Origin of the sequence: Rhodococcus sp. SGAir0479, from assembly GCF_005484805.1 — a bacterium.
Lineage (GTDB): Bacteria > Actinomycetota > Actinomycetes > Mycobacteriales > Mycobacteriaceae > Prescottella.
The window spans coordinates 3,458,484-3,479,479 of record NZ_CP039432.1 but is presented as its reverse complement, the minus strand read 5'-3'; the positions used below and the strand labels follow the sequence as shown (position 1 = coordinate 3,479,479).

Genomic DNA, 20,996 nt, shown 5'->3' with positions numbered 1-20,996 from the left:
CCCCGTCATGTTGCGAAACGCGTTGTGGGAAGGGCTGGTAGCCGGGATTGCCGGGGTGGCCGTGATGACCGTCGCCGAGAAGCTCGAGCAGTCGATCACGGGAAGGCCCAATTCGTATGTGCCGGCACGGGTGCTCGAACGGTTGACGGGGATGCCCGATGCCGAACCCGAATCCCGCTGGCGCAATTGGGCGATGCACTACGGGCAGGGAGCACTACTGGGTGTGCTGCGGTCGGTGATGGCCGAGGTGGGTCTGCGGGGGCCGGTCGCGTCGGCCAAGTTCACGGTGGTGCGGCTGACCAACGACCAGATTCTCGAGAACGCCACCGGTGTGGGCGCGCCGCCGCAGACGTGGCCGCGTAAGGAGTTGGTCGTCGACGTGCTGCACAAGGCGGTGTACGCGTTCGCGACCGGCGTGGTGGCCGACCGGCTGGCGGGCCGGCGCGGGCCCGGTCCCGGCGGGCGGCACGCCGAGCTGCGACCCGGGCGCCAGGCCGACGTGGGACCGCTGCCGCGCAGCGAGGCGTACGCGCGCGGCTGACCCGATCGGCGAAACCCCTTCTGCCGGAATTCAAGTCGAGACGCCGACGCGGTCCCCGGCCGCCGCGAGCCGGGGACCGCGCGGTTCCGTCTAGTCGGTGCCCACGTGCTGTTCGTGCGTGTACGGCTTGGTGCCGTCGACGGCGGGGCTGCCCTGCGGGTTGTCCTCCACCCCGCGGTTGACCCGCTGCTCGCTGCCGAGCCACTCGCTCGTCGGGTTCTCCACGTACTTCCACTCGGTGCCCTCCGGCCACGGGCCCTGACCCTCGTTCCACGGGCCGCGCACCGACTCGCCGTCGGACATGTTGAACGCGACGTTCTGGAAGCGGTCGTCACCCGCGAGCTGGCCCGGCGGGAAGTTGACGGGCAGTGCGTTGAGGGCGGCGGTGAACTGCTGGTAGTGCGCCACCTCGCGGGTCATCAGGAACGTCAACGTGTCCTGGACACCCGGGTCGTCGGTGAACTGCTTGAGGTACTCGTACACGATCTTGGCGCGCGACTCCGCCGCCAGGTTGCTGCGCAGATCCACGGTGGGATCGCCGTTGGCGTTGACGAACGTGCCCGACCACGGCACGCCGGCGGAGTTCGTCAGGTCCGGTCCGCCGCCGCGCAGGGTGAGGAACGTGGGGTTGACGGCCACCTGGTGGATGAGCTCGTCCCGGCCGTCCGGGCTGCCGACCACCGGCATCCAGTCGCAGTGCTCGTTCGCCTGCTTCAGATCGTCGTTCAGACCGTCCAGCAGCATGGTGATCATCGACCCGACCATCTCGAGGTGGCTGAACTCCTCGGTGGCGATGTCCATGAACAGGTCGTACAGCTGCGGGTTCTTGCGGCGCAGCACGAAGGCCTGACTGAAGTACTGCATCGCGGCCTTCAGCTCACCGTTGGCGCCGCCGAACTGCTCCAGCAACATCGTCGCAAAGCGCGGGTCCGGCTTCTCTACCCGTACTTCGAACTGGAGTTCCTTGTTGTGGATGAACATTGCGCTCCTGTCGTCGAGGGGTGCTGACCGTCGGTTCCTACCCTCGGTGGCCGGTCGGTAACCCTGGAGCGGACCACGCATGGTTCGCCGAGCCGTCCGAGGGGTATGCGTCGGTCCATGGTGAAAGACATGGAGGCGTCGCACGCCGGGCATCTGTCGACGTTGGCGCTGTACGGGCTCTCGGTCGCGGCCACGGTCGGGGTGGCCGCCGTGACGAAGCGTCCGCTGCCCGGCCGGATGCGGGTGCGGGATCTGGTGGTGAGCGCCGCGGCGGCGCAGAAGCTCTCGCGCACCGTGACCAAGAGTTCGGTGACGCGGCCGCTGCGCGCCCCGTTCGCCGAGCCGGTGGACGGTGGCGGGCCCGGCGAGGTCGCCGACCGGCCCGTGGGGAAGGGCCTGCGCTCGAGTATCGGAGAGCTGCTCACCTGCCCGTTCTGTCTCGACGTGTGGGTGATCTCCGGACTCACCGCGGGGCGGGTGTTCGCGCCGGCGGCCACCGGGGTGGTGACGGATGCGCTCGCGACGCTGGCGGGCGCGGACTTCCTGCAACTCGCCTACGCACGGGCGCAGCAGGCGGCGGAGTGAGCCGTCGCCGCCTGGCGCGCCGATGTCGCGACAAGCGCGCGAAACGCGGAAGCCCCCGCGCGGTGATCCGCGCGGGGGCTTCCTGGTCGATCGGGTGCCGGCTACTGCTGGCGCGGCGGTTCGGTGAAACCGCCCTGGTCGCGGCTCATGTCGACCGTGGGGAACTCTTCGGTCTGGTCCGTGCCCCAGTCGTTGCTGCCGGATCCGGCGGGCGGGGTGGTGGTGCCGTCGGCGGCGGCGCCGCGGCGGCCGCGACCCCCGCGGATACCGAGGATGATGCCGGCGATCAGGGCGATCGCGCCGACGATGCCGGCGATGATCGGCAGCGTGCGGCCGAACAGCGACAGCTTGTCCTGCCCGTCCTTGGCCTGGCCGATCTGGTACTCGATGGTGTTCTCGTCGAACGGCAGGGTCGCCTTGAGGACGGTCACCTCGGGCTTGGCCTTGTCGCGGGCATAGAACTGGTACAGCTTCTCCTGGCCCTTGACGACGACGCCGGTGATCGGGTCGACCCACACGTCGCGCTCGTTCTGGTACCAGCGGGTCATGGTGACGGGCTGGTCGTCACCGGGCACACCCCACGTCTTGGCGGGCAGCGTCAGCTTGTTGGTCGGCTCGGGAACCACCTTCGACAGATCGGTCGGCTCGATCGTCTGGTTGTAGTGGTAGACCTTCATGCCGTTGATCTCGGTCTCTTCGACGAAGTTGATGTCCTGGCTCTTGCGGACGTTCAGGTCGAAGTAGGGGTAGCTCTTCTTCTCGGCGTCGAACGGCCACTTGTACTGCAGGCCCGTGTGGTGGACCTCCTCGGCCGGCTTGTCCGCCGACGTCTGGATGGTGCCCACCGGCGGTTCGACCGGCATGGAGCTGACGCGGTCGGCAGTGACGCGGTCCACGGTCGCGGTCAGCAGGCCGGTGTCGCCCTGTTTGTCGGTGCGGATCAGCGTCTGGCCGGCCTGGATCGAGATGACGTCCGCGTCCGACGGCTGCTCGGTGATGACGTAGCGCTGCGCGACGATCGGGACGTTGGTGTTGACCTCCGCCTTGCCGGCGAGCAGGGCCTTGGAGTCCAGCACGTCGCCGGTGCCCGGCGCGACCGTGGTCACCTCGAGGTCGAGCGGGGTCTTCTTCAGCTTGTCCACGGTGTACGCGGGAACGAGAATCGCGACGGCCAGCAGGAAGGTCCCGAGGCCTACCAGGACGCACGCAAGTATCCGGCTCGGGCCTGAGCGCTCGGCCATGCTGTCTCCTAACTCAATGTCTCGAATCGACACCACGTGAGCCCAGACACTAACAGTCCCGGTGTCCTATTTGCGTCAGCGCACCACAATCCGTCGGGTTCGGGCGGCCCTTCCGGTCGCATCGGGGTCGGGGCACACTGAACGGCGATGAACAGCACGCACCTGCGCGACGCAGCCCCGGTCGGCAACCCCCGCGCCTTCGTGCCCGCGCTCGAGGGGATGCGTGGGTTCGCCGCGTTCGGCGTGCTCGTCACCCACGTGGCGTTCCAGACCGCGGCGACGGGTGATCCGGTGATCGGCCGGATCTGGGGTCGCTTCGACATGGCGGTGGCCGTCTTCTTCGCGTTGTCGGGGTTCCTGCTGTGGCGGCCGCACGCTGCGGCCGCCCGCGGGTCGGGCGCCGCGCCGACGGTCTTGCGGTACTGGCTCAACCGCGCCGCCCGCATCCTGCCCGCGTACTGGGTGCTGGTGGTGCTGGTGCTGGCGTTCCTGCCCGCGGCCGGCGGCGGCTGGAAGGTGTGGACGGCGAACCTGGCCTTGGTCCAGGTGTTCGTGCCGCTCACGCTCACCGAGGGGCTGACGCAGATGTGGTCGCTGTCGGTGGAGGTGGCGTTCTATCTGGTGCTGCCGCTGCTGGCGCTGGCGCTGGTGCGGCTGCGGGGGTCGGCGGCCCGGTTCCGGGTGCCGGTGCTGCTGGCGTTGGCGGTGGCGAGCCTGTCGTGGGCGTTCCTGCCGGTCCCGGCGCCGGACGGCATCCACCACGACAACTGGCTGCCCGGGTACGTCCCGTGGTTCGCGGCCGGCATGCTGCTGGCCGAGCTGGCGATGGTGGGCGGGACGTGGGTGCACCGGCTGGCGGAGCACCGGGTGGTGATGGCGACCGTCGCGGTGGTGGCGTTCGGGCTGTCGACGACGTGGCTGGCCGGCCCGGAGGGGCTGGTCCGCGCCGCGCCGTGGCAGTACGCCACCAAGATCGCCCTCGGCGCAGTGATGAGCTTCGCGCTGCTGGCGCCGCTGGTGCTGGCCGGGCACCGGCACCGCATCCTCGCGAGCCCGGTGGCGCTGGCGGTGGGCCGGTGGTCGTACGGGCTGTTCATCTGGCATCTCGCGGTGCTGACCATCGTGTTCCCGATGTTCGGCCTCAACCCGTTCGGCGGCCACTTCTGGTTCGTGCTGGCGGTCACGACGGTACTGAGCGTCGCGGTGGCGTCGGCCAGCTACGCCCTGGTCGAGGAGCCCGCCCGCCGCGCGGTCAAGCGCTGGGAGAAGCGCCGCCACATTGGGGAGCGGCGCAGCGGCAGCGCGGCCAGCCCCACGCAGACCACGCCGATCAGCGCGAACAGCTGAATCAGCAGCGAATGCCCCACGTAGCCGTCGGCGGCCCGCCACGGCCCCGTCGACAGCAGCACCGACGCGATCACCAGTGAGACGCCGGCGGTCCCGACGAGGAAGCGGGCCGCGAAAGCCTCTCCACGCCACCACGACAACCCCACCGCCGCGGCCCCGGCCAGCACGGTGACGGCCGTGCCCACCGGCCCGGCGACCACCGTCGCGACAGCGACCACGCCGACGGCGGCGGCCACCACGCTGTGCCATGGGCGCGGCGGTACCGCCTTCGGCTCCGACGCTCCGGCAGCGCTGCGGCGCCGCACGAACGCCAGCAGCGCCAGCGGGATCAACAGCAGCAGCCCGAACGCGATCCCGGCCCGGTACCAGCGATCCGACGGGAACTCGAGCGTGACGGTGCCGCTGGTCCCGGCCGGCACGATCCAGCCCTGCTGCCAGCCGCCCACGACGATCGGTTGCAGCTCGGTGCCGTCCGGGGCGGTCGCCGTCCAGCCCACGTTGGTGCTCTCCGGGACCACCAGCAGCTGGTCGGCGCCCGTCGCGGCGACGTCGAGTTCGCGCACGTTCTCGGTCCAGCGGCCGATCCCGGGAGACGCGACGGCGGGCGGTGACGGCGGCGGGGCCGCGTCCAGTTGCAGCCTGTCGACGGTGAACGCGGCGCCCGGTGCGACCACCACGTCCTGCCGGCCCTGCGGGAGCGGCACCGGGCCGGGCGTGCACGCGGTCGCGGTCACCGGCTGCCCGGTCGCCAACTGCCGCGCGGTCGCCGTCACCGACATCGGCACCGTGGTCCCGTCCACAGTCAGTGTCGGGCCGGCGTCACAGCCCACGGTGACGGGCCGCTCGGACGGGGTGGTCGCGGTGCCGGGCACCGGCTCGCCGTCCGCGCCGAGGGCCACCACCTCGGCCAGGCCCGCGGGCTGCAGCTGCAGGAACCCGAGCCCGGTGCGGTCGAGGACGCGGTCCCACCGCACCAGCGACAGCGTGATCGTGTCGGTGACGTGCGGTTCGAGCGCGACGGACTGCGGAGCGTCGTCGTCGGCGTCGAGATCGCGGGTCTGCGGGCCGGTGCCCAGGTCGACGGCGACGCGGGTGGGGGCGGCCGGCAGATTGCCGGGACTCGCGGTGAGCTGCAGTCCCGCGACGAGCGTGGGCCGTGGCAGCCGGATCGTCAGCGTCGGCAGCCCGCCCTTGCCCTGCGCGGTCTCGGCGGACGCCGTCCACGACGTCGCGACGTCCCCGTCGACGGCGGCGGCCGCGGTGCCCCGCAGCTCCACGCCGTCGGCCCCGCCGGTCGCGGTGACCGCCGCGGGGTCGGTGACCAGCGCGTCGAGTGCGGCACCGGGCCGCGGCCGCAGCGTCAGCGTGGGGGTGACCGTGGTGGCGTCCGGGACCGTCAGCGTCCGGGTGAAGGTGCCCGGCTCCTCGGGCGGCAGGATCAGCGCGCTGCTGCAGTGCACGCGGTCGGGGCCGTCGGCGCACCCGGCCCGCCCGGGCAGTTCCTGGCCCAGATCCCAGCCGCGGACCTGCGCGCCCTGCGGCGGCGCGGGCAGCACGGTGCGGTGGACGATCGGGACCGGGACCGGGCTGCCGGACGCGTAGTCGTCGAGCGAGAGCTCGCTGATCCCGAACTGGTAGCCCGGTGAGCCGTCCTCGGTGTGGGTGGCGAGGATCCGCAGCCACGGCGTGGTGCCCGACGGCAGTGACACGTCGACCGGCTCGCCGGGCTTGTCGATCCGCACCGACGTCGACCCGTTGGGCGTCTCGATCCGCAGCCACTTCACGGGCGGGCCGAACGCGGCGGGGCTGGTGGTCACGTGCAGCATGCCGCGGGTCAGCGGCTGGTCCAGGTCGACGCGCAGCCACTGTCCGCGCGCGCTCTCGAGCCCGTTGCTCAGCCACGCGGTGGCGGGGTCGCCGTCGACGGTCGCGGCCGGACCGCTGCCCGGGGCGGTGCCGCCCAGCTGTGTGGCGTCGGCGGCGGAGCTGGACACGCTGAGCGACGCGCCCGACCATTCGCCCTGCACCAGCGGCGCACCGGGCACCGGGTAGTCGGGTACCGCGTTGTAGGTGCGGCGCGGGTCGTCGGGGCTGCGCAGCGCGGAGCTGTGGTTGTCGACCTGGCCGAAGTCGGTCTCCCGGTCGGTGGGGGTGTCGGTGACGGTCACGGTGCCGACGTCGCGTCCGGCCCGGGCGGCGTCGGTGGCCAGCAGCGCCGGTCCGGTGACGGTGCCGTCCGCGGCCAGCCGCAGCAGCGATTCGGGGCCGCCCTGGACCACCGGGACCGCGTCGAGGTCGACGGCGTACGGCCCGGCCGGCGGGGTGGGGCCGCTCGGCGAGCTCACCCGGTAGATCTCGATCGCCGGGTAGGCGGGCCGCAGGTCGCCGTCCTCGACGACGTCGTCGTCGGTAGGCGGTGCGACGTCCGCGCCGAACTGCGCGACCTTGTCGAGGCCGGGGGAGCCGTCGACGGTCTGGTGCACCACCAGCGGGCGCGCCGATCGGGACGTCTCGGGATCGAGGTCGTTGCGGACCACGACGTAGCGGATGCCCTGCCCGAGCAGTGCGTCGGCCAGGCCGGGCGACGGGCGACCGTCGGCGATGAGCCGCTGCACCGAGTCCAGCGCCCGGATCGCGCCGGGCGGCACCAGCGGGACGGCGTCGCGCACCGCCCACGGGGTGGTGGCCAGCGCCTGCAGCGGCTCGTCGCGGGTCAGCCCCCAGACCTGCGCGCCGAACGGGGCGCCGGGCACCACGAGGGCGCGTTCGGCGTCGGCGCCCGAGCCCGACCCGGCGGCGTGGTCGCCCAGCCACTGCGCCGCGTCGTGCCAGTACGACGGCACCTCGTCGTACGCGCCGCGCGGGGCCAGCCGGCCCGACCACGCGAGCGACGTGGTGAGCGTGAGCGCCACCAGCAGCAGGCTGGTGACCGCGACCAGCGGCTGCCGTTCGGGGTGCGCGAACGCGCTCCGCCAGCGGCGCAGCGGCACCGACCCGGGCAACGGCACCTGCGCGAGCAGGTGCGCGAGCCCCAGCACCAGCGGCAGCCGGACCAGCGGCTCGAGCTTGTGCACGTTGCGCAGCGGCGCGCCGGTGCCGTCGAGGAACATCCGGACCTGTTCGGCGATCGGGGACCCCAGGTCGCCGACGTAGCCGGCGCCCAGTCCGGCGATGCCGACCAGCAGGATCAGCGTCAGCCGCCCCTTGGCGGGCATGCGCCGCATGCACAGTCCGGCCAGGCCCGCGGCCGCGATCAGGCCGGTCGCGACCACCGCGACGGGCTGGGTGACCAGCACGGCGCCGGCGACGCGTTCGGGGGAGACGAACGGCGTCCAACTGTCGGTGCCGCGCAGCACCTCCGTCAGCGACGTCCACTGCGTCGTCACGCCCGCCGATTCGATGTAGTCCAGGAACGGGGGGCTCACCCGGCCGAGCAGCAGCAGCGGGACGATCCACCACACGGTCGCCAGCAGCAGGCACGGGATCCACCAGGCGGTGAACACCCACCAGCGGCGGTTGGGCCGGTGCGCGATCCACCACAGGCCCGCGACCAGGCAGGCGGCGGCGGTCGCGACGGCGTTGACGGCGCCCATGAGCGCGACCGCGAGCGCCGACTGGGCGGCCAGCGCCCGTGCGCTCCTCCGGTAGCCGGTCCCACCGGACAGGCGCGCGGGCGACGACGTCGCCACGATCACCGGCAGCAGCACCCACGGTGCCAGCATCATCGGCAGCGACTCCGACGAGATGGAGCCGATCGTGGTGAGCACCCGCGGCGACAGCGCGAACGCGACGGCCGCGATGATCCGGGAGCTGCGGCTGCCGATGCCGAGGGCCTCGGCGACGCGGATGACGCCCCAGAATCCGGCGACGATCAGCAGCGCCCACCACACGCGCTGCGTGATCCACGGCGGGACGTGCAGGAACTGGCCCAGCGCGAAGAATGCGCCGTGCGGGAAGAAGTAGCCGTAGGCCTGGTTCTGCACCTGGCCGAGCGGGGCGATGCTGCTCCACTGGTGGGCAGCGCGGGAGAGGAACCCGATGGGGTTCTCGGTGAGGTCGTACTTGGTGTCGGCGACGGTGCGGCCCGGCGACTGCAGCAGGCACAGCACCAGCGCGACCAGCCCCGCGCCGATCAGCCAGCGGCGCGACAGGGGTGCGGTCGAGGGTTCGCCGGACGCCCCCTCACCGGCGGAGCCGCCGGGAGAGGTGCGGGAACGCGCGGTTGAAGCGGGCTCAGCGGCTGCCGTACTCAACCTGGTTCAGGATCGAGGAGGGAGCGTTTCCGGACCGGTCGACGTCGGGAAGTGTGTTGTCCTGCGCGGCCGCGGTGACGCCGAGGACGGCTCCGGCGCCGACGACCGCACCGATCACAGCGCTGGCAACGCCGGGGACAAGGAACTTCGCCATCTCGGATCTCCCATGGTCGAGCCGCCGGTACGCGGTGCTACTCGTGCGTACGTGATATCCGGGTCAAGGTATCACCTGCGGGGTCGGCGGCGTGGGCGTCCACGCCGAGCGCCCCGAGCAGCGTGCCCAGTTTGGTGGTGGTCTCGTCCAGTTCCTCGGCGGGGTCGGAGGCCGACACGATGCCGCCGCCCGCCCATGCGATCGCACCGGTGCCGGCCGCGTCGATCTCGGCGCACCGGATCGCGACCACCCAGTCACCGTCGCCGCGCGCGTCGCACCAGCCGACCGCGCCGCCGTAGAAGCGTCGGTCCCCCTCGAGCTCGCGGATGGTCGCGAGCGCCCGGTCGGTCGGCGTGCCGCACACGGCCGGGGTGGGATGCACCCGCGTCGCCAGTTCGAGGGAGCTGACGGCCGCATCCCGCAGTCGGCCGCGGATGGGCGACGCCAGGTGCCACAGTTCGCCGGTGCGGGTCAGTTCGGGCGACGACGGGACCTCGAGGTCGGTGCACAGCGGCGCCAGCACGCCGCGGATCCAGTCGACGACGAACGCGTGCTCGGCGAGGTTCTTCGACGACGCCAGCAGGCGCTCGCCCTCGGCGCGGTCGGCGTCCGGATCGGTTCGGCGCGGCGCCGACCCGGCCAGCGGACGGCACGTGACGACGTCGCCGCGGCGGCTCAGCAGGATTTCCGGGCTGGCCCCGACGAGCGTGTGCCCGGCGTAGTCCGGACCGGCCGGGGAGAGGTCGACGGCGAACCCGTTGGCGCTCTCGTGCCGGACCACCATCCGCGCGGCCAGCGCCTCGGGGGAGATCGGGGCGTCGGCGACCAGGTGCACGGCGCGCGCCGCGACCACCTTCCGGACGTCCCCGCGCCGCAGCCGCCCGACCAGTTCCCGCACCCGCTCGACATGTGCTGCGGCACTGGGAATCTCGCGGTCGACGCGAACGGTCGGGAGCGCGGCGACGGTGGCCGGCCGCCACGGTCCGGGGGTCCACGACACCGTCTCGGGGGCGGTGAGCGCGGTCGGCGCCGCGGGGTCGAACGGCAACGCGCCCACGATCAGCTCGTGGCGGCCGTCCGCAAGCGCGCGGTCGGCGCCCGCCGCGGTGTCGAATCGGTCCCGGGTCCCGGTGGTGCGGAGTGTCCGATCGGGGCGCGAGAGCAGGAAGCCGTCCATGGTGCAGCCGACGATAGTCGCGGTGGCCGGTCCGGCGGCCGCGAGGTGGGCGCCCGGCTACTGACCGGGCGGAACGATCAACACCGGCCGGTGACTGTGCCGCAGCACGTGGTCGGCGACGCTGCTCTGCAGCAGCGAACGCAGGCCCGTGGTGCCGCGGGTGCCGGTGACGATGATGTCGGCGTCCAGCTCGTCGGCGCACTCGACGATGGTGGCCCAGATGGCGGTCGACGTCTCGCAGCACCGGCCCTCGGCGTTGAGGCCGGCGACCAGCGCGAGGTCGACACCCTCGGCATTGGTGTTCTTGGCGTCGGTGAGCGCGATGTCCTCGGACTTCTCGTCCGGGACCCACTCGGGCTGCATCACTCCGGAGAGCCCGGACATGCGTGCCGCCTGCCGCACCATCGGCTCCCACGCGGTGACGACCATCGCGCGGTTCGCGGCCAGGAACCGGCCGGCGTACTCGATCGCTCGTTTGGCGTTGTCGGAGCCGTCGTAGGCGATGAGCATGAGATCTGCAGGCACTTCGACCTCCTGAATCCGGGCCGACCGGCGATGCGGTCCGCGGCTTCCGTTCTTCGAGATTACCCTGCCATTACCTCGGGCGCGCGGCTGGAAAAACAGCGCGATCGGATGTCCGCTACGGTCGAAATCATGCGGATTCGACATGTGCTCGCCGTCGCGCTGTGCGCCGGGTTGGCGGCCGGATGCTCGTCCGGCTCCGACACCGAGACCGCGACGAGTGCGCAGTCCACCTCCCCGTCGACCACCCGGTCGGCCACCGAGACGTCGAGCGCGCCCCGGGCGCCGTCGCCGTTCGGGTCGGCGGTGTGCGGTCCGGCGTTCCTGTCCTCGCTCAGCGGGCGGCAGAAGTTGGCGCAGCTGCTCACCGTCGGCGTGACCGGGACTGCGGACGCCCGCGCCGTCGTGGAGTCCGAGCAGATCGGCGGCATCTTCATCGGCAGCTGGACGGACGAGGCGATGCTGGCCAACCGCGAGGTGGTCCAGGTCGCGGACGCGAGTTCGGTACCGCTCATGGTCACCATCGACGAGGAGGGCGGCCGGGTCTCCCGCATCGACGAGCTGTTCGGCCCGGATCCGTCCGCCCGCGAGGTGGCCCGCACCAAGACGCCCGAGCAGACCTACCAGATGGCGCTCGACCGGGGCCGTCGACTGAACGAGCTGGGCATCACCGTCAACTTCGCGCCCGACGTCGACGTCAGCAGCCAGCCGGACGACGCGGTGATCGGCGACCGCTCGTGGTCCGACGACCCGCAGGTGGTCACCGAGTACGCGGACGCGTACGCGCGCGGCATGCGCGACGCCGGCATCCTGCCGGTGCTCAAGCACTTCCCGGGTCACGGGTCGGCGTCCGGCGACTCGCACACCGGGGCGGTGACGACGCCGCCGCTGGACCAGTTGCAGAAGTCGGATCTGGTGCCGTACCGGGAACTGGTCGACACCGGGGTCGGCGTCATGCTCGGACACCTGAGCGTGCCGGGGCTGACGAAGGACGGGCTGCCGGCGAGCCTGAGCCCGGAGCCGGTCGCGCTGCTGCGCGAGGGCACCGGCTACGGCGCGCCGCCGTTCACCGGGCCGATCTTCACCGACGACCTGAGCGGGATGAAGGCGATCACCGACCGGTTCGACATCGCGGAGGCGGTGGAGCAGGCGCTGGCCTCCGGGGTCACGGTGGCGCTGTGGCTCACCACCGACGACGTGCCGCGGGTGCTCGATCATCTCGAGGAGGCGGTCGCGTCCGGCCGGCTGCCCGCGGATCAGGTCGACCGGTCGGTGCTGACGGCGGCGCGGGCCAAGGGCGCGGTCACGTGCTGAGTGCCCGGGTGCGCGACAATGTGGCGGAACGCTGATCTTCTTACTATCGAGTAAGATGACGAGTCTTACCTGTGGTTGGAGGAAAAATGGCGGGTGGCACGAAGCGGCTGCCGCGGGCCGTGCGTGAGCAGCAGATGCTCGACGCGGCGATCGAGGTGTTCTCCGACAACGGGTTCCACGACGCCTCGATGGACGCGATCGCCGCGCGGGCCGCCATCTCCAAGCCGATGCTCTATCTCTACTACGGGTCCAAGGACGAACTGTTCGCCGCCTGCATTCACCGCGAGGGGCTGCGATTCGTCGAGGCCATCTCCCCGGCCGGCGATCCCACGCTGCCGCCGCGCGAACAGTTGCGCAGCGCGCTCACCGGGTTCCTCGGTTTCGTCGACGAGAACCGCAGGTCGTGGATGGTGTTGTACCGGCAGGCCATCGGCCAGCAGGCGTTCGCGTCGCAGGTGAGCAGCAGCCGGGACCGGCTGATCGAACTCACCGCCAAACTGCTCGAGTCCAGCACCAAGGAGCCGGAGGGCAGGGATTTCTCGATCATGGCGGTCGCGCTCGTCGGCGCTGGCGAGGCCGTCGCCGACCGGGTCGCGGGTGGGGAGATCGCCGTCGAGGCCGCCGTCGAACTGCTCGACGAGCTCGCCTGGCGCGGCTTGGCGGGCGGCAAGAAGAAGTAGGACGGGCACGTCGCCCGAGCACACACCTCGGCGCGCCCACCTGCGCCGGCACGCACACAGACGAGGAGGGTGGGACGGCCTCGGCCGTCCCACCCTCCTCGTCTTACGTCGCGCTCAGGACGCGATCAGTACCAGTGTTTGCGGCCGCCCACCGCACGCCCGGCAGCGCCCATGAGGAGCAGGATCGCGCCGACGACGAGTGCGATGATGCCGAGCGTCCACAGGATCGGGATCTTGATCAGCAGACCGATGACGAGCAGGATGATTCCCAGCGTGATCATGTTGCACTCCTTGTCATTTCGAGGTCGGCTTTCGTGGGCCGACCGGTCTCGGTAGGGGAGAGTGGGGCTTTTCGTTACGCCGCGCGGCTCTTACGAACGCGGCGACCGCGGAGCATGATGGCGCGCTCGGACTCGCCGACCCCGCCCCAGACACCGAACGGCTCCGGGACACTCAGCGAGTGCTCGAGGCACATGTCCTTGACCGGGCACGACGCGCAGATCGCCTTGGCGCGGCGCTCGCGCATCATGCGGGCGTTACCGCGCTCGCCGGTGGGCGGGAAGAAGACCGCTTCGTTCATTCCCTGGCAGCGACCGTGCTGCTGCCATTCCCAGGTGTCGGCCAGCGGGGCGAGGTTCGGTCGGTTGGCGGTCATCGAATGCTCCTCGTGGAAAAAGTGGGGACGGTCGGTCTGGTGGGGCCGGTCACGGCACCCGGCGACGGGTCAGGCGGCGTCGAGTTCTGCGTCAGCCATCCGGGTTTCCGGGTAGCCGGCGAACATCTGGTCGAGCCGGCTCTTCAGTTCCTCGGTGCTGAGCGACCATGTGGCCGATGTGCGGCCTGCGGCGGCCGAACGGTGCGCGATCACCTGGGGCAATCCTTTCTTCTCTGGCACGGCCACCCGCAGTCGGCGAGTGATCCACCGCTCGAGCTTTGGAAGACCGGGTGCTGTGGGGGAATCGGGCGGCACCGTCACCGGTTGGCCTGATTCCTCCGTCTCACTCTTCTTCGCTTGCATCTGGAAGCTTTGACTTCTGAACCGTACTACAAAATCTATGCCCACGGAAGCAGATAAGTTGAAATCGTGTCGCCAGTAGATCTTCTCTGCAGGTGGGAGGGGATTTGTCCGCGACACCCGGATCTCCACGCACCGGCGTGCCTCTGCTCCGGCGGCCGATGACGGACGCGTAACGTTTCGCGCGGGAACGCAGCCTCGGACGCCCCGGACTGGGGGCGGGCGCAGGCCGTCCCGCTGCCGCAAACCGTGCGGCGGCCACTCCGACAGAGGTGACCACCAGTGCCACGTACGCGCGAACACACCGACCACTACGCGGACGCCCTCACGGCGCTCGCGACGGCGACGCACCGTCCCGCCAACGTGGTGAACACGGGGTCGGGATACGCCATCCGGGTGGACTTCGAATACAACCGCTACCTGCTGGCCACGAACCACGTGGTCGAGGGGCTGTCCGGGTACGACGACACGTCGGACCGCTGGATGGTGCGCTTCTTCCAGGCCTCCGAGGCGGCCGAACCGGAGTTGCTGGTGACGACCGAGCACCAGTGGCTGGTGGACGCGTTCGATCTCGCGCTGGTCGAACTGGGTCGCAGCGGCAGGCGGATCGTGGCGGATCTCGAGCTCGGAGAGCTCGGTTCGGCAAGCGAGATGTAGGAGTTTCCCGTGCTGTGGTTCGCCAAGGCAGGGAATCTACGTCTGCCGCCACACATTCGGTATGGGGTCGGTGCTACGGTGGGTCATCGGCACCTGCCAATGGACGTCGCCCCGAATGTGAGGCGCGAGGCGCGAACTGCCGACGAAGATTTCCCCGCGACCGCCCTCGACGCGATATGAAGGCCACGATGACGCAACAGTCTCCGCCCCGCTCCACTCGCGGAGTCTATGGAATCTCGGTCACCTCCGAGCTGACCGGAATCGGTCCGCAGACCCTCCGCCTGTACGAGCGTCGTGGCTTGATCGCGCCCTCCCGCACCGGCGGCGGCACTCGCCGCTACAGCGAGGAGGACATCTACCGGCTGAACCGGGTCTCCGAACTGGTGGAGGCCGGCGTCAACCTCACCGGCATCCGGCAGATCCTCGATCTGGAGGCGGCCAACACCGAACTGCGCGCCGAGAACGTCCGGCTGCAGCAGGAGGTGGCGGCGCTCGAGACCACCGAGGGCTGATTCTCACCGGCCGTAGCGACCCGAAGGGCCTCCCGGGGCGCGCATCCGCGCCCCCCGGGAGGCCCTCGTCGTTGTCGCTAGCGCACCGTCGCGGTGAGGTGCGGGTAGCCCTTCTTCGGATGCTTGAGCGCCAGGTCCCAGCCGTCCGGCGTCCGGTCGGCGTACAGGTTCACCGCGGCCGGCAGCACGATCGGCTTGCCGAAGCGGACGGCGTAGGTGACCGCGGCGGGGATCCGGCCCTCGAGCGGCGCCAGCGCCGCCGCGGCACTCCACATGCCGTGCGCGATGGTGCCGGGGAAACCGAACGCCTTCGCCCCGAGCGACGAGACGTGGATCGGGTTGCGATCGCCCGACACCGCCGCGTACCGGCCGATGATCTTCTGGTCCACCCGCAGTGTGCGGGTCGGGGGCGGCGGCACCTCGTCCCGGCGTTCGGCCTTGGGTTCCTTCGGTGCCCCCGTCGGGTGCATCTTCAGGAACGTGCTGACCTGCCGCCACACCAGCTCGCGGCCCACCGAGACCTCACTGACCAGGTCCACCTGCGTGCCCTTGGCGTGCGGGCGCAGATTCTCGGCGTGGACCTGCAGATCCAGCGGTTCGCTCACCGAGATGGGGCGCCGCTGCTCGATGACGTTCTCGGTGTGCACCGAACCGATTGCCGGAAAAGGGAACTCGCGGGCGGTGAGCAGACGCATCACCGTCGGGAACACCAGCGTGAACGGGTACGTGATCGGCAGGGTGTCGCCGAACCGCAGCCCGCACACGTTCGCGTAGGCGGCCAGGTTGTCGTGGTCGACCCGCAGACCCGACAGCGCAAGCGTCTCCGCCGGAAGGCTGCGTCGGCCGGACGGCTTGACGAACGGCAGCGCGCCCCACGCGGCCCGCGCGTAGTTGTCGAGCGTGCCCGGCTGCTCGTGGAGCTGCACCAGGGTGCTCTTGCGGCCCGACATCACGCACCCAGCAGGGACTGGCCGCACACCCGGACGACCTGGCCGGTGACGGCGTTGGAGGCGGGGTTCGCGAAGTACGCCACGGTCTCGGCGACGTCCACGGTCTGCCCGCCCTGCAGCAGCGAGCTCATCCGGCGGCCGGCCTCGCGGGTGGCGAACGGGATGGCCGCGGTCATCGCGGTCTCGATGAAGCCCGGCGCGACGGCGTTGATGGTGATCTTCTTCTCCGCCAGCACCGGCGCGGTGGCCTGGACCAAGCCGATGACGCCGGCCTTGGAGGTGCCGTAGTTGGTCTGGCCGCGGTTGCCGGCGATGCCCGCGATGGACGACACGTCGATCACGCGGCCGCCCTCGCGCAGCACACCCTTGGCGACCAGGGCCTCGGTGATCTTCTGCGGGGCCAGCAGATTGACGCCCAGAACGGTGTTCCAGCGGGCCTCGTCCATGTTGGCGAGCGTCTTGTCGCGGGTGATGCCGGCGTTGTGGACGATGATGTCGGCGCCGCCGTGCCGCTCGGTGAGGTGTTCGGCGAGCTTGTCGGCCGCGTCGGCGGCGGTGACGTCGAGTGCGAGCGACGTGCCGCCGACCTTGTTCGCGGTCTCCGAGAGCGCCTGCCCGGCGGCCGGGATGTCGGCGCACACGACGTGTGCGCCGTCGCGGGCGAGCACCTCGGCGATGGTGGCGCCGATGCCGCGGGCGGCGCCGGTGACGACCGCGACCTTGCCCTCGAGCGGGCGCTCCCAGCTGGCGGGGGCCTCGGAGTCGTCGGCGCCCACCCGGATGACCTGGCCGTCGACGAACGCGGACTTGGCCGAGAGCAGGAAGCGCAGCGTCGACTCGAGCCCGGACAGTCCTGTCGCGGCGTCGGGGGAGACGTACACCAGCTGCGCCGTCGAGCCGCGCTTGATCTCCTTGCCCACGCTGCGGGTGAAGCCCTCGAGCGCGCGCTGCGCGATCTGCTCGTCCACACCGGACGCGAGTTCGGGGGTGGTGCCGAGCACGACGACGCGCGCGCAGGAGGCGAGGTTGCGGATGACGGGCTGGAAGAACTCGAACAGCTGCACCAGCTCGGTGACCTGGCCGATGCCGGTCGCGTCGAACACCAGCGCGCCGTACCGCTCGTCGTGCGGCTGAGCGGCCGGGTAGTCCGACAACAGTTCGCGGACCGGCTCCACCAGCCGGCCCTTGCCGCCGATCAGGACCGGGCCGGCGAGCGGCGGCTGACCGGGCTCGTAGCGGCGCAGCTTCTCCGGCTGCGGCAGTCCGGCCTGCTTGGCGATGAATGCGCCCGGCGCGGACGAGAGGAACTGGGAGTAGAGGTCGGGAGCGCCCTTGCTGGCTGCCACGGTCCACCTTCCTTTGGCGTTGTGTGTGTGCCCGGTGCGTGTTGCCCGGTATGTGTTGCGCTGTCGCTGATCGGGTATCCGCTGTTCCAGGTGCGGTATCGACATTGAACTTACTCTGGAGTAAGTTCAATGTCGAGTGTGTAGCATCCCCGCCACTTATATGGAGACGACGTGACCAGCACAGCCAGCAACAGCAGTCAGCAGTCGGCAGCGACGCCCCGGTCCGGTGGCCGGCAGCTCCGCCCCGTCGCCATCGTCGGCGGCAACCGCATCCCGTTCGCCCGCTCGGACCGCGCGTATGCGCGCGCGTCCAACCAGGACATGTTCACCGCGACGCTCGACGGGCTGGTCAGCCGCTACGGACTGCAGGGCGAGCGGCTCGGGCTGGTGGTCGGTGGCGCGGTGCTCAAGCACAGCCGCGACTTCAACCTCATGCGCGAGTGCGTGCTCGGCAGCGCGCTCAGCCCCTACACCCCGGCGTACGACCTGCAGCAGGCGTGCGGCACCGGCCTGCAGTCGATCATCGCGGTGGGTGACGCGATCGCGGCCGGCCGCATCGAGGCGGGTGTCGGCGGCGGTGTGGACACCACGTCCGACGCTCCGATCGGCGTGAACAACGAGCTGCGCGAGTTCCTGCTGTCGATGAACCGCGCGCGCTCCACCGCGGACCGCGTCAAGCTGCTGGGGCAGGTGCGCCCGTCGATGCTGGGCATCGAGATCCCGCGCAACGGCGAGCCGCGGACGGGGCTGTCGATGGGTGAGCACGCGGCCATCACCGCCAAGGAGTTCGGGGTGCGCCGCGAGGACCAGGACGCGCTGGCCGCCGCGAGCCACCAGAACATGGCGGCCGCGTACGACCGGGGGTTCTTCGACGATCTGGTGACGCCGTTCCTGGGCCTGACCCGCGACGACAACATGCGTCCGGACTCGTCGGTCGAGAAGCTGGCCAAGCTGAAGCCGGTGTTCGGCACCAAGCTCGGCGACGCCACCATGACCGCCGGCAACTCCACCCCGCTCACCGACGGCGCGTCCGCGGTGCTGCTGGCGAGCGACGAGTGGGCCGCCGAGCGGAACCTGCCGGTGCTCGCGCACCTGGTGGACTCCGAGACCGCGGCCGTCGACTACATCCACGGCGGCGACGGGCTGCTCATGGCGCCCACGTACGCGGTGCCGCGGCTGCTGGCCCGCAACGGTCTCACTCTGCAGGACTTCGATTTCTACGAGATCCACGAGGCTTTCGCCTCCGTGGTGCTGGCGACGCTGCAGGCGTGGGAGTCCGACGAGTACTGCAAGGAACGGCTGGGCCTCGACGGTGCGCTCGGCAGCATCGACCGGTCCAAGCTCAACGTCAACGGATCGTCGCTGGCGGCCGGGCACCCGTTCGCGGCCACCGGCGGCCGCATCGTGGCCTCGCTCGCGAAGATGCTGGCCGAGAAGGGCTCGGGTCGCGGTCTGATCTCCATCTGCGCGGCCGGTGGCCAGGGCGTCACCGCGATCGTCGAGGTCTGATCGAGACGGTGGTGTAACGCCCCCGACGGAGACCCGATATCCCAGTCGGCCCCGTGTTGTTGCCTGACCCCCGACCTGGTAACGACACGGGGCCGCTCTGTATCCGGCGGCGGTTCGCCCCGGCGATCGGGAATCCCGAGTGGTCGTTTCGGCGGCCCCTACTACGCTGAACGCGTACATGTACGCAACGCAACGGCCCCGCACGGTGTCGATTCGGCAGGAGCCCACTTCATGAGCGACGAGCGCGACGGCGCCCAGGACCCGGAAAACCGCACGGACGGTCCCGAGCCGGACGAGAATCCGACCGAGATCATGCCCGCGGTGCCGGCCCAGCCCGCCGCCGAGTCCGAGCCCGCCGGGCCGTCCGGACCGGACGAGTCTGCCGCGTCCGCCGCTCCCGCGGACACTCCGCCGACCGACACCGCGGTCGCCGACCCCGCCGGCAGCGACGAGGCGCCGGCGTCGAACCGTCGCTGGGTCAAGTACGCGGCCGTGGTCGCCGGGGTGATCGCGCTCGGTGCCATCGCGTACGCGGTCGACTGGGTGGTCTCCGCCGATCGGGTGCCCCGCGGCGTCACGGTCGCCGGCGTCGCGATCGGCGGCGAGAGCACGTCGGCCGCCGAGCAGACGCTGCGCGCCCAGCTGGGGCCGCGGGCCGACCGCGCCGTCCCGGTGCGCGCCGGCACCACCGACAGCGAGGTCGTCCCGGCGCAGGCCGGTGTCGGCATCGACTGGTCGGCCACTGTGGCGCGCGCCGGTGCGCAGCCGATCAACCCGGTCACGCGGTTGACGTCGCTGTTCACCAGTCGGGAGATCGGTGTGGTCTCCACGGTGGACGACGCCGCGCTCACCCAGGCGATGGTCGGCGTGCAGCAGCAGACCGACCGGGCCCCGCGCGAGGGCAACGTCGTGTTCGAAGGCGCCCAGGTGGTGCCGGTGGCGCCGCTGGCCGGCCAGAACCTCCAGGTGGACGCGGCCAAGGACACGTTCGCCGACGACTGGGCGTTCGGCACCACCGTCGAGCTGCCCGTCGACGTCGTCGACGTGTCGGTCACGCAGGCCGGTGTGGACGCCGCGTTGCGCGACGTCGCGACGCCGGCCGTGGCGGCGGACGTCGTGGTGACCGGCAAGGACGGGGCCACGGCGACACTGCCGCGCGACCAGGTCGGCACGGTGCTCGCGTTCACCCCGGACGGTGACGGCGGGCTCGCGCCGCAGTACAACGTCGAGGCCGCGACGGGGATCCTGGCGCCGCAGCTCGCGGGCACCGAGATCAAGCCGAAGGACGCGGAGATCTCGCTGGCCGGCGGTAGCCCCAAGGTGGTGCCGTCGGTGACGGGCGAGATGGTGCAGTGGCCCAAGACGCTCGAACCGCTACCGGCACTGCTGACGGCGCCCGCCCCGCGCGCCACCCCCGCGGTGTACGAGCCGGCGCAGCCCGCGCTCACCACCGAAGGCGCCGAGGCGCTGGGCATCCGCGAGGTGATCGGTGAATACACCACCGGCGGCTTCGAGTACGCGTCCGGCGTCAACATCCGCCTCGCCGCGAGCGAGATCAACGGCGCCATCGTCAAGCCCGGAGAGACGTTCTCGCTCAACGGTTACACGGGCCCGCGCGGGTACGCGCAGGGCTACATCGACTCGGGCATCATCAACAACGGCCGGCCCGACAAGGCCGTCGGCGGCGGCATCAGCCAGCTCGCGACCACCCTCTACAACGCGTCGTACTTCGCGGGCATGGAGGACGTGGACCACACCGAGCACAGCTACTACATCTCCCGGTATCCCGCGGCGCGCGAGGCGACGGTGTACGAGGGCGCGATCGACCTGAAGTTCCGGAATCCGGCCAAGACCGGCGTGATGATCCAGACCATCGGCACCGGCTCGAACATCACCGTGCGGATCTGGGGCACCAAGACCGTCGACGTCGAGTCGGTGACAGGCAACCGGACCAACCAGACCTCGCCGGACACGATCACGCTGCCCGCCGGCCCGCACTGCGTCGCATCCAGCGGTGCACCGGGATTCACCGTGAGCGACACCCGGATCATCACCGACGCCAACACCGGCGCCGAGATCTCCCGCAACACCCGGACCGTCCGCTACGACCCGGTGCCGGTCGTCAAGTGCGTGTCCAACGAGCCGGCGCCCGAACCCTCCGAGGACAGCGCCCCGTCCGAGGCCTCTCCGGGCCGGTAGTTCTACAGTTCTA

General features: G+C 71.2%; 19 protein-coding genes and 1 pseudogene. 9 read left to right on the top strand and 11 right to left on the bottom strand.

Annotation, left to right across the window (positions count from 1 at the left end; genetic code table 11):
• Positions 1-7 precede the first annotated feature (7 nt).
• On the top strand, positions 8-541 hold the full coding sequence (locus tag E7742_RS16150) for a hypothetical protein (RefSeq protein WP_137799862.1): 534 nt from the start codon (positions 8-10) through the stop codon (positions 539-541).
• 90 nt (positions 542-631) lie between these two features.
• On the opposite strand, the gene E7742_RS16145 is transcribed toward E7742_RS16150, so the two are convergent.
• Positions 632-1,522: a manganese catalase family protein gene (locus E7742_RS16145; protein WP_137799861.1), complete on the bottom strand. Its 891-nt coding sequence runs from the start codon at positions 1,520-1,522 to the stop codon at positions 632-634.
• A gap of 129 nt (positions 1,523-1,651) precedes the next feature.
• On the opposite strand from E7742_RS16145, the gene E7742_RS16140 reads away from it, so the two are divergent.
• The gene (locus E7742_RS16140) at positions 1,652-2,107 is read left to right on the top strand and encodes a DUF1360 domain-containing protein (protein WP_254699030.1); all 456 of its coding nucleotides are present in this window, start codon (positions 1,652-1,654) and stop codon (positions 2,105-2,107) included.
• Positions 2,108-2,208: 101 nt separating this feature from the next.
• On the opposite strand, the gene E7742_RS16135 is transcribed toward E7742_RS16140, so the two are convergent.
• Positions 2,209-3,348 carry a DUF3068 domain-containing protein gene (locus E7742_RS16135; protein ID WP_137799859.1) on the bottom strand — a complete coding sequence of 380 codons (1,140 nt, stop codon included), beginning with the start codon at positions 3,346-3,348 and terminating at the stop codon, positions 2,209-2,211.
• A gap of 147 nt (positions 3,349-3,495) precedes the next feature.
• On the opposite strand from E7742_RS16135, the pseudogene E7742_RS16130 reads away from it, so the two are divergent.
• A pseudogene (locus E7742_RS16130) lies at positions 3,496-4,542 on the top strand (acyltransferase family protein); the annotation flags it as partial.
• A gap of 23 nt (positions 4,543-4,565) precedes the next feature.
• On the opposite strand, the gene E7742_RS16125 reads toward E7742_RS16130, so the two are convergent.
• The 4 genes from E7742_RS16125 to E7742_RS16110 all read right to left on the bottom strand — a co-directional run bounded on the left by E7742_RS16125 (position 4,566) and on the right by E7742_RS16110 (position 10,804).
• Positions 4,566-8,846: a DUF3367 domain-containing protein gene (locus E7742_RS16125; protein ID WP_217497556.1), complete on the bottom strand. Its 4,281-nt coding sequence runs from the start codon at positions 8,844-8,846 to the stop codon at positions 4,566-4,568.
• A gap of 82 nt (positions 8,847-8,928) precedes the next feature.
• Positions 8,929-9,102 carry a DUF2613 domain-containing protein gene (locus tag E7742_RS16120; protein ID WP_137799858.1) on the bottom strand — a complete coding sequence of 58 codons (174 nt, stop codon included), beginning with the start codon at positions 9,100-9,102 and terminating at the stop codon, positions 8,929-8,931.
• Between the two features lie 37 nt (positions 9,103-9,139).
• Positions 9,140-10,279, bottom strand: coding sequence for an isochorismate synthase (locus E7742_RS16115; protein ID WP_137799857.1), 1,140 nt, complete (start codon positions 10,277-10,279; stop codon positions 9,140-9,142).
• Positions 10,280-10,336: 57 nt separating this feature from the next.
• On the bottom strand, positions 10,337-10,804 hold the full coding sequence (locus E7742_RS16110) for a universal stress protein (RefSeq protein ID WP_137799856.1): 468 nt from the start codon (positions 10,802-10,804) through the stop codon (positions 10,337-10,339).
• A gap of 129 nt (positions 10,805-10,933) precedes the next feature.
• Here E7742_RS16110 and E7742_RS16105 point away from each other — a divergent pair, with 129 nt between their 5' ends.
• Together E7742_RS16105 and E7742_RS16100 are read left to right on the top strand one after the other, a co-directional pair.
• Positions 10,934-12,115, top strand: a complete 1,182-nt coding sequence (locus E7742_RS16105; protein ID WP_137799855.1) for a glycoside hydrolase family 3 N-terminal domain-containing protein — start codon at positions 10,934-10,936, stop codon at positions 12,113-12,115.
• 86 nt (positions 12,116-12,201) lie between these two features.
• Positions 12,202-12,795 carry a TetR/AcrR family transcriptional regulator gene (locus E7742_RS16100; protein WP_137799854.1) on the top strand — a complete coding sequence of 198 codons (594 nt, stop codon included), beginning with the start codon at positions 12,202-12,204 and terminating at the stop codon, positions 12,793-12,795.
• A 125-nt stretch (positions 12,796-12,920) separates the two neighbouring features.
• On the opposite strand, the gene E7742_RS23285 is transcribed toward E7742_RS16100, so the two are convergent.
• The 3 genes from E7742_RS23285 to E7742_RS16090 form a co-directional block, all read right to left on the bottom strand.
• The gene (locus E7742_RS23285; protein WP_175420511.1) at positions 12,921-13,076 is read right to left on the bottom strand and encodes a DUF6131 family protein; all 156 of its coding nucleotides are present in this window, start codon (positions 13,074-13,076) and stop codon (positions 12,921-12,923) included.
• Positions 13,077-13,150: 74 nt separating this feature from the next.
• Entirely contained in the window at positions 13,151-13,450 is a 300-nt protein-coding gene (locus tag E7742_RS16095; protein ID WP_137799853.1) for a WhiB family transcriptional regulator, read from the bottom strand.
• A gap of 69 nt (positions 13,451-13,519) precedes the next feature.
• Positions 13,520-13,813, bottom strand: a complete 294-nt coding sequence (locus E7742_RS16090; RefSeq protein ID WP_137799852.1) for a hypothetical protein — start codon at positions 13,811-13,813, stop codon at positions 13,520-13,522.
• Between the two features lie 279 nt (positions 13,814-14,092).
• On the opposite strand from E7742_RS16090, the gene E7742_RS16085 reads away from it, so the two are divergent.
• Positions 14,093-14,467 carry a hypothetical protein gene (locus E7742_RS16085; RefSeq protein ID WP_137799851.1) on the top strand — a complete coding sequence of 125 codons (375 nt, stop codon included), beginning with the start codon at positions 14,093-14,095 and terminating at the stop codon, positions 14,465-14,467.
• Positions 14,468-14,655: 188 nt separating this feature from the next.
• The gene (locus tag E7742_RS16080; RefSeq protein WP_368076925.1) at positions 14,656-14,979 is read left to right on the top strand and encodes a helix-turn-helix transcriptional regulator; all 324 of its coding nucleotides are present in this window, start codon (positions 14,656-14,658) and stop codon (positions 14,977-14,979) included.
• 77 nt (positions 14,980-15,056) lie between these two features.
• Here E7742_RS16080 and E7742_RS16075 read toward each other — a convergent pair whose 3' ends face one another.
• A complete protein-coding gene (locus tag E7742_RS16075; RefSeq protein ID WP_137799849.1) occupies positions 15,057-15,929 on the bottom strand; it encodes a MaoC/PaaZ C-terminal domain-containing protein in 873 nt (290 codons plus the stop codon).
• A complete protein-coding gene (locus E7742_RS16070; RefSeq protein WP_137799848.1) occupies positions 15,929-17,275 on the bottom strand; it encodes a 3-oxoacyl-ACP reductase in 1,347 nt (448 codons plus the stop codon). The genes E7742_RS16075 and E7742_RS16070 overlap by 1 nt, the downstream gene beginning before the upstream one ends.
• A 252-nt stretch (positions 17,276-17,527) precedes the next feature.
• Here E7742_RS16070 and E7742_RS16065 point away from each other — a divergent pair, with 252 nt between their 5' ends.
• Positions 17,528-18,784: an acetyl-CoA C-acetyltransferase gene (locus E7742_RS16065; RefSeq protein WP_441346924.1), complete on the top strand. Its 1,257-nt coding sequence runs from the start codon at positions 17,528-17,530 to the stop codon at positions 18,782-18,784.
• A 231-nt stretch (positions 18,785-19,015) separates the two neighbouring features.
• Positions 19,016-20,983, top strand: coding sequence for a VanW family protein (locus E7742_RS16060; protein ID WP_137799846.1), 1,968 nt, complete (start codon positions 19,016-19,018; stop codon positions 20,981-20,983).
• The last annotated feature ends 13 nt before the right edge of the window (positions 20,984-20,996 follow it).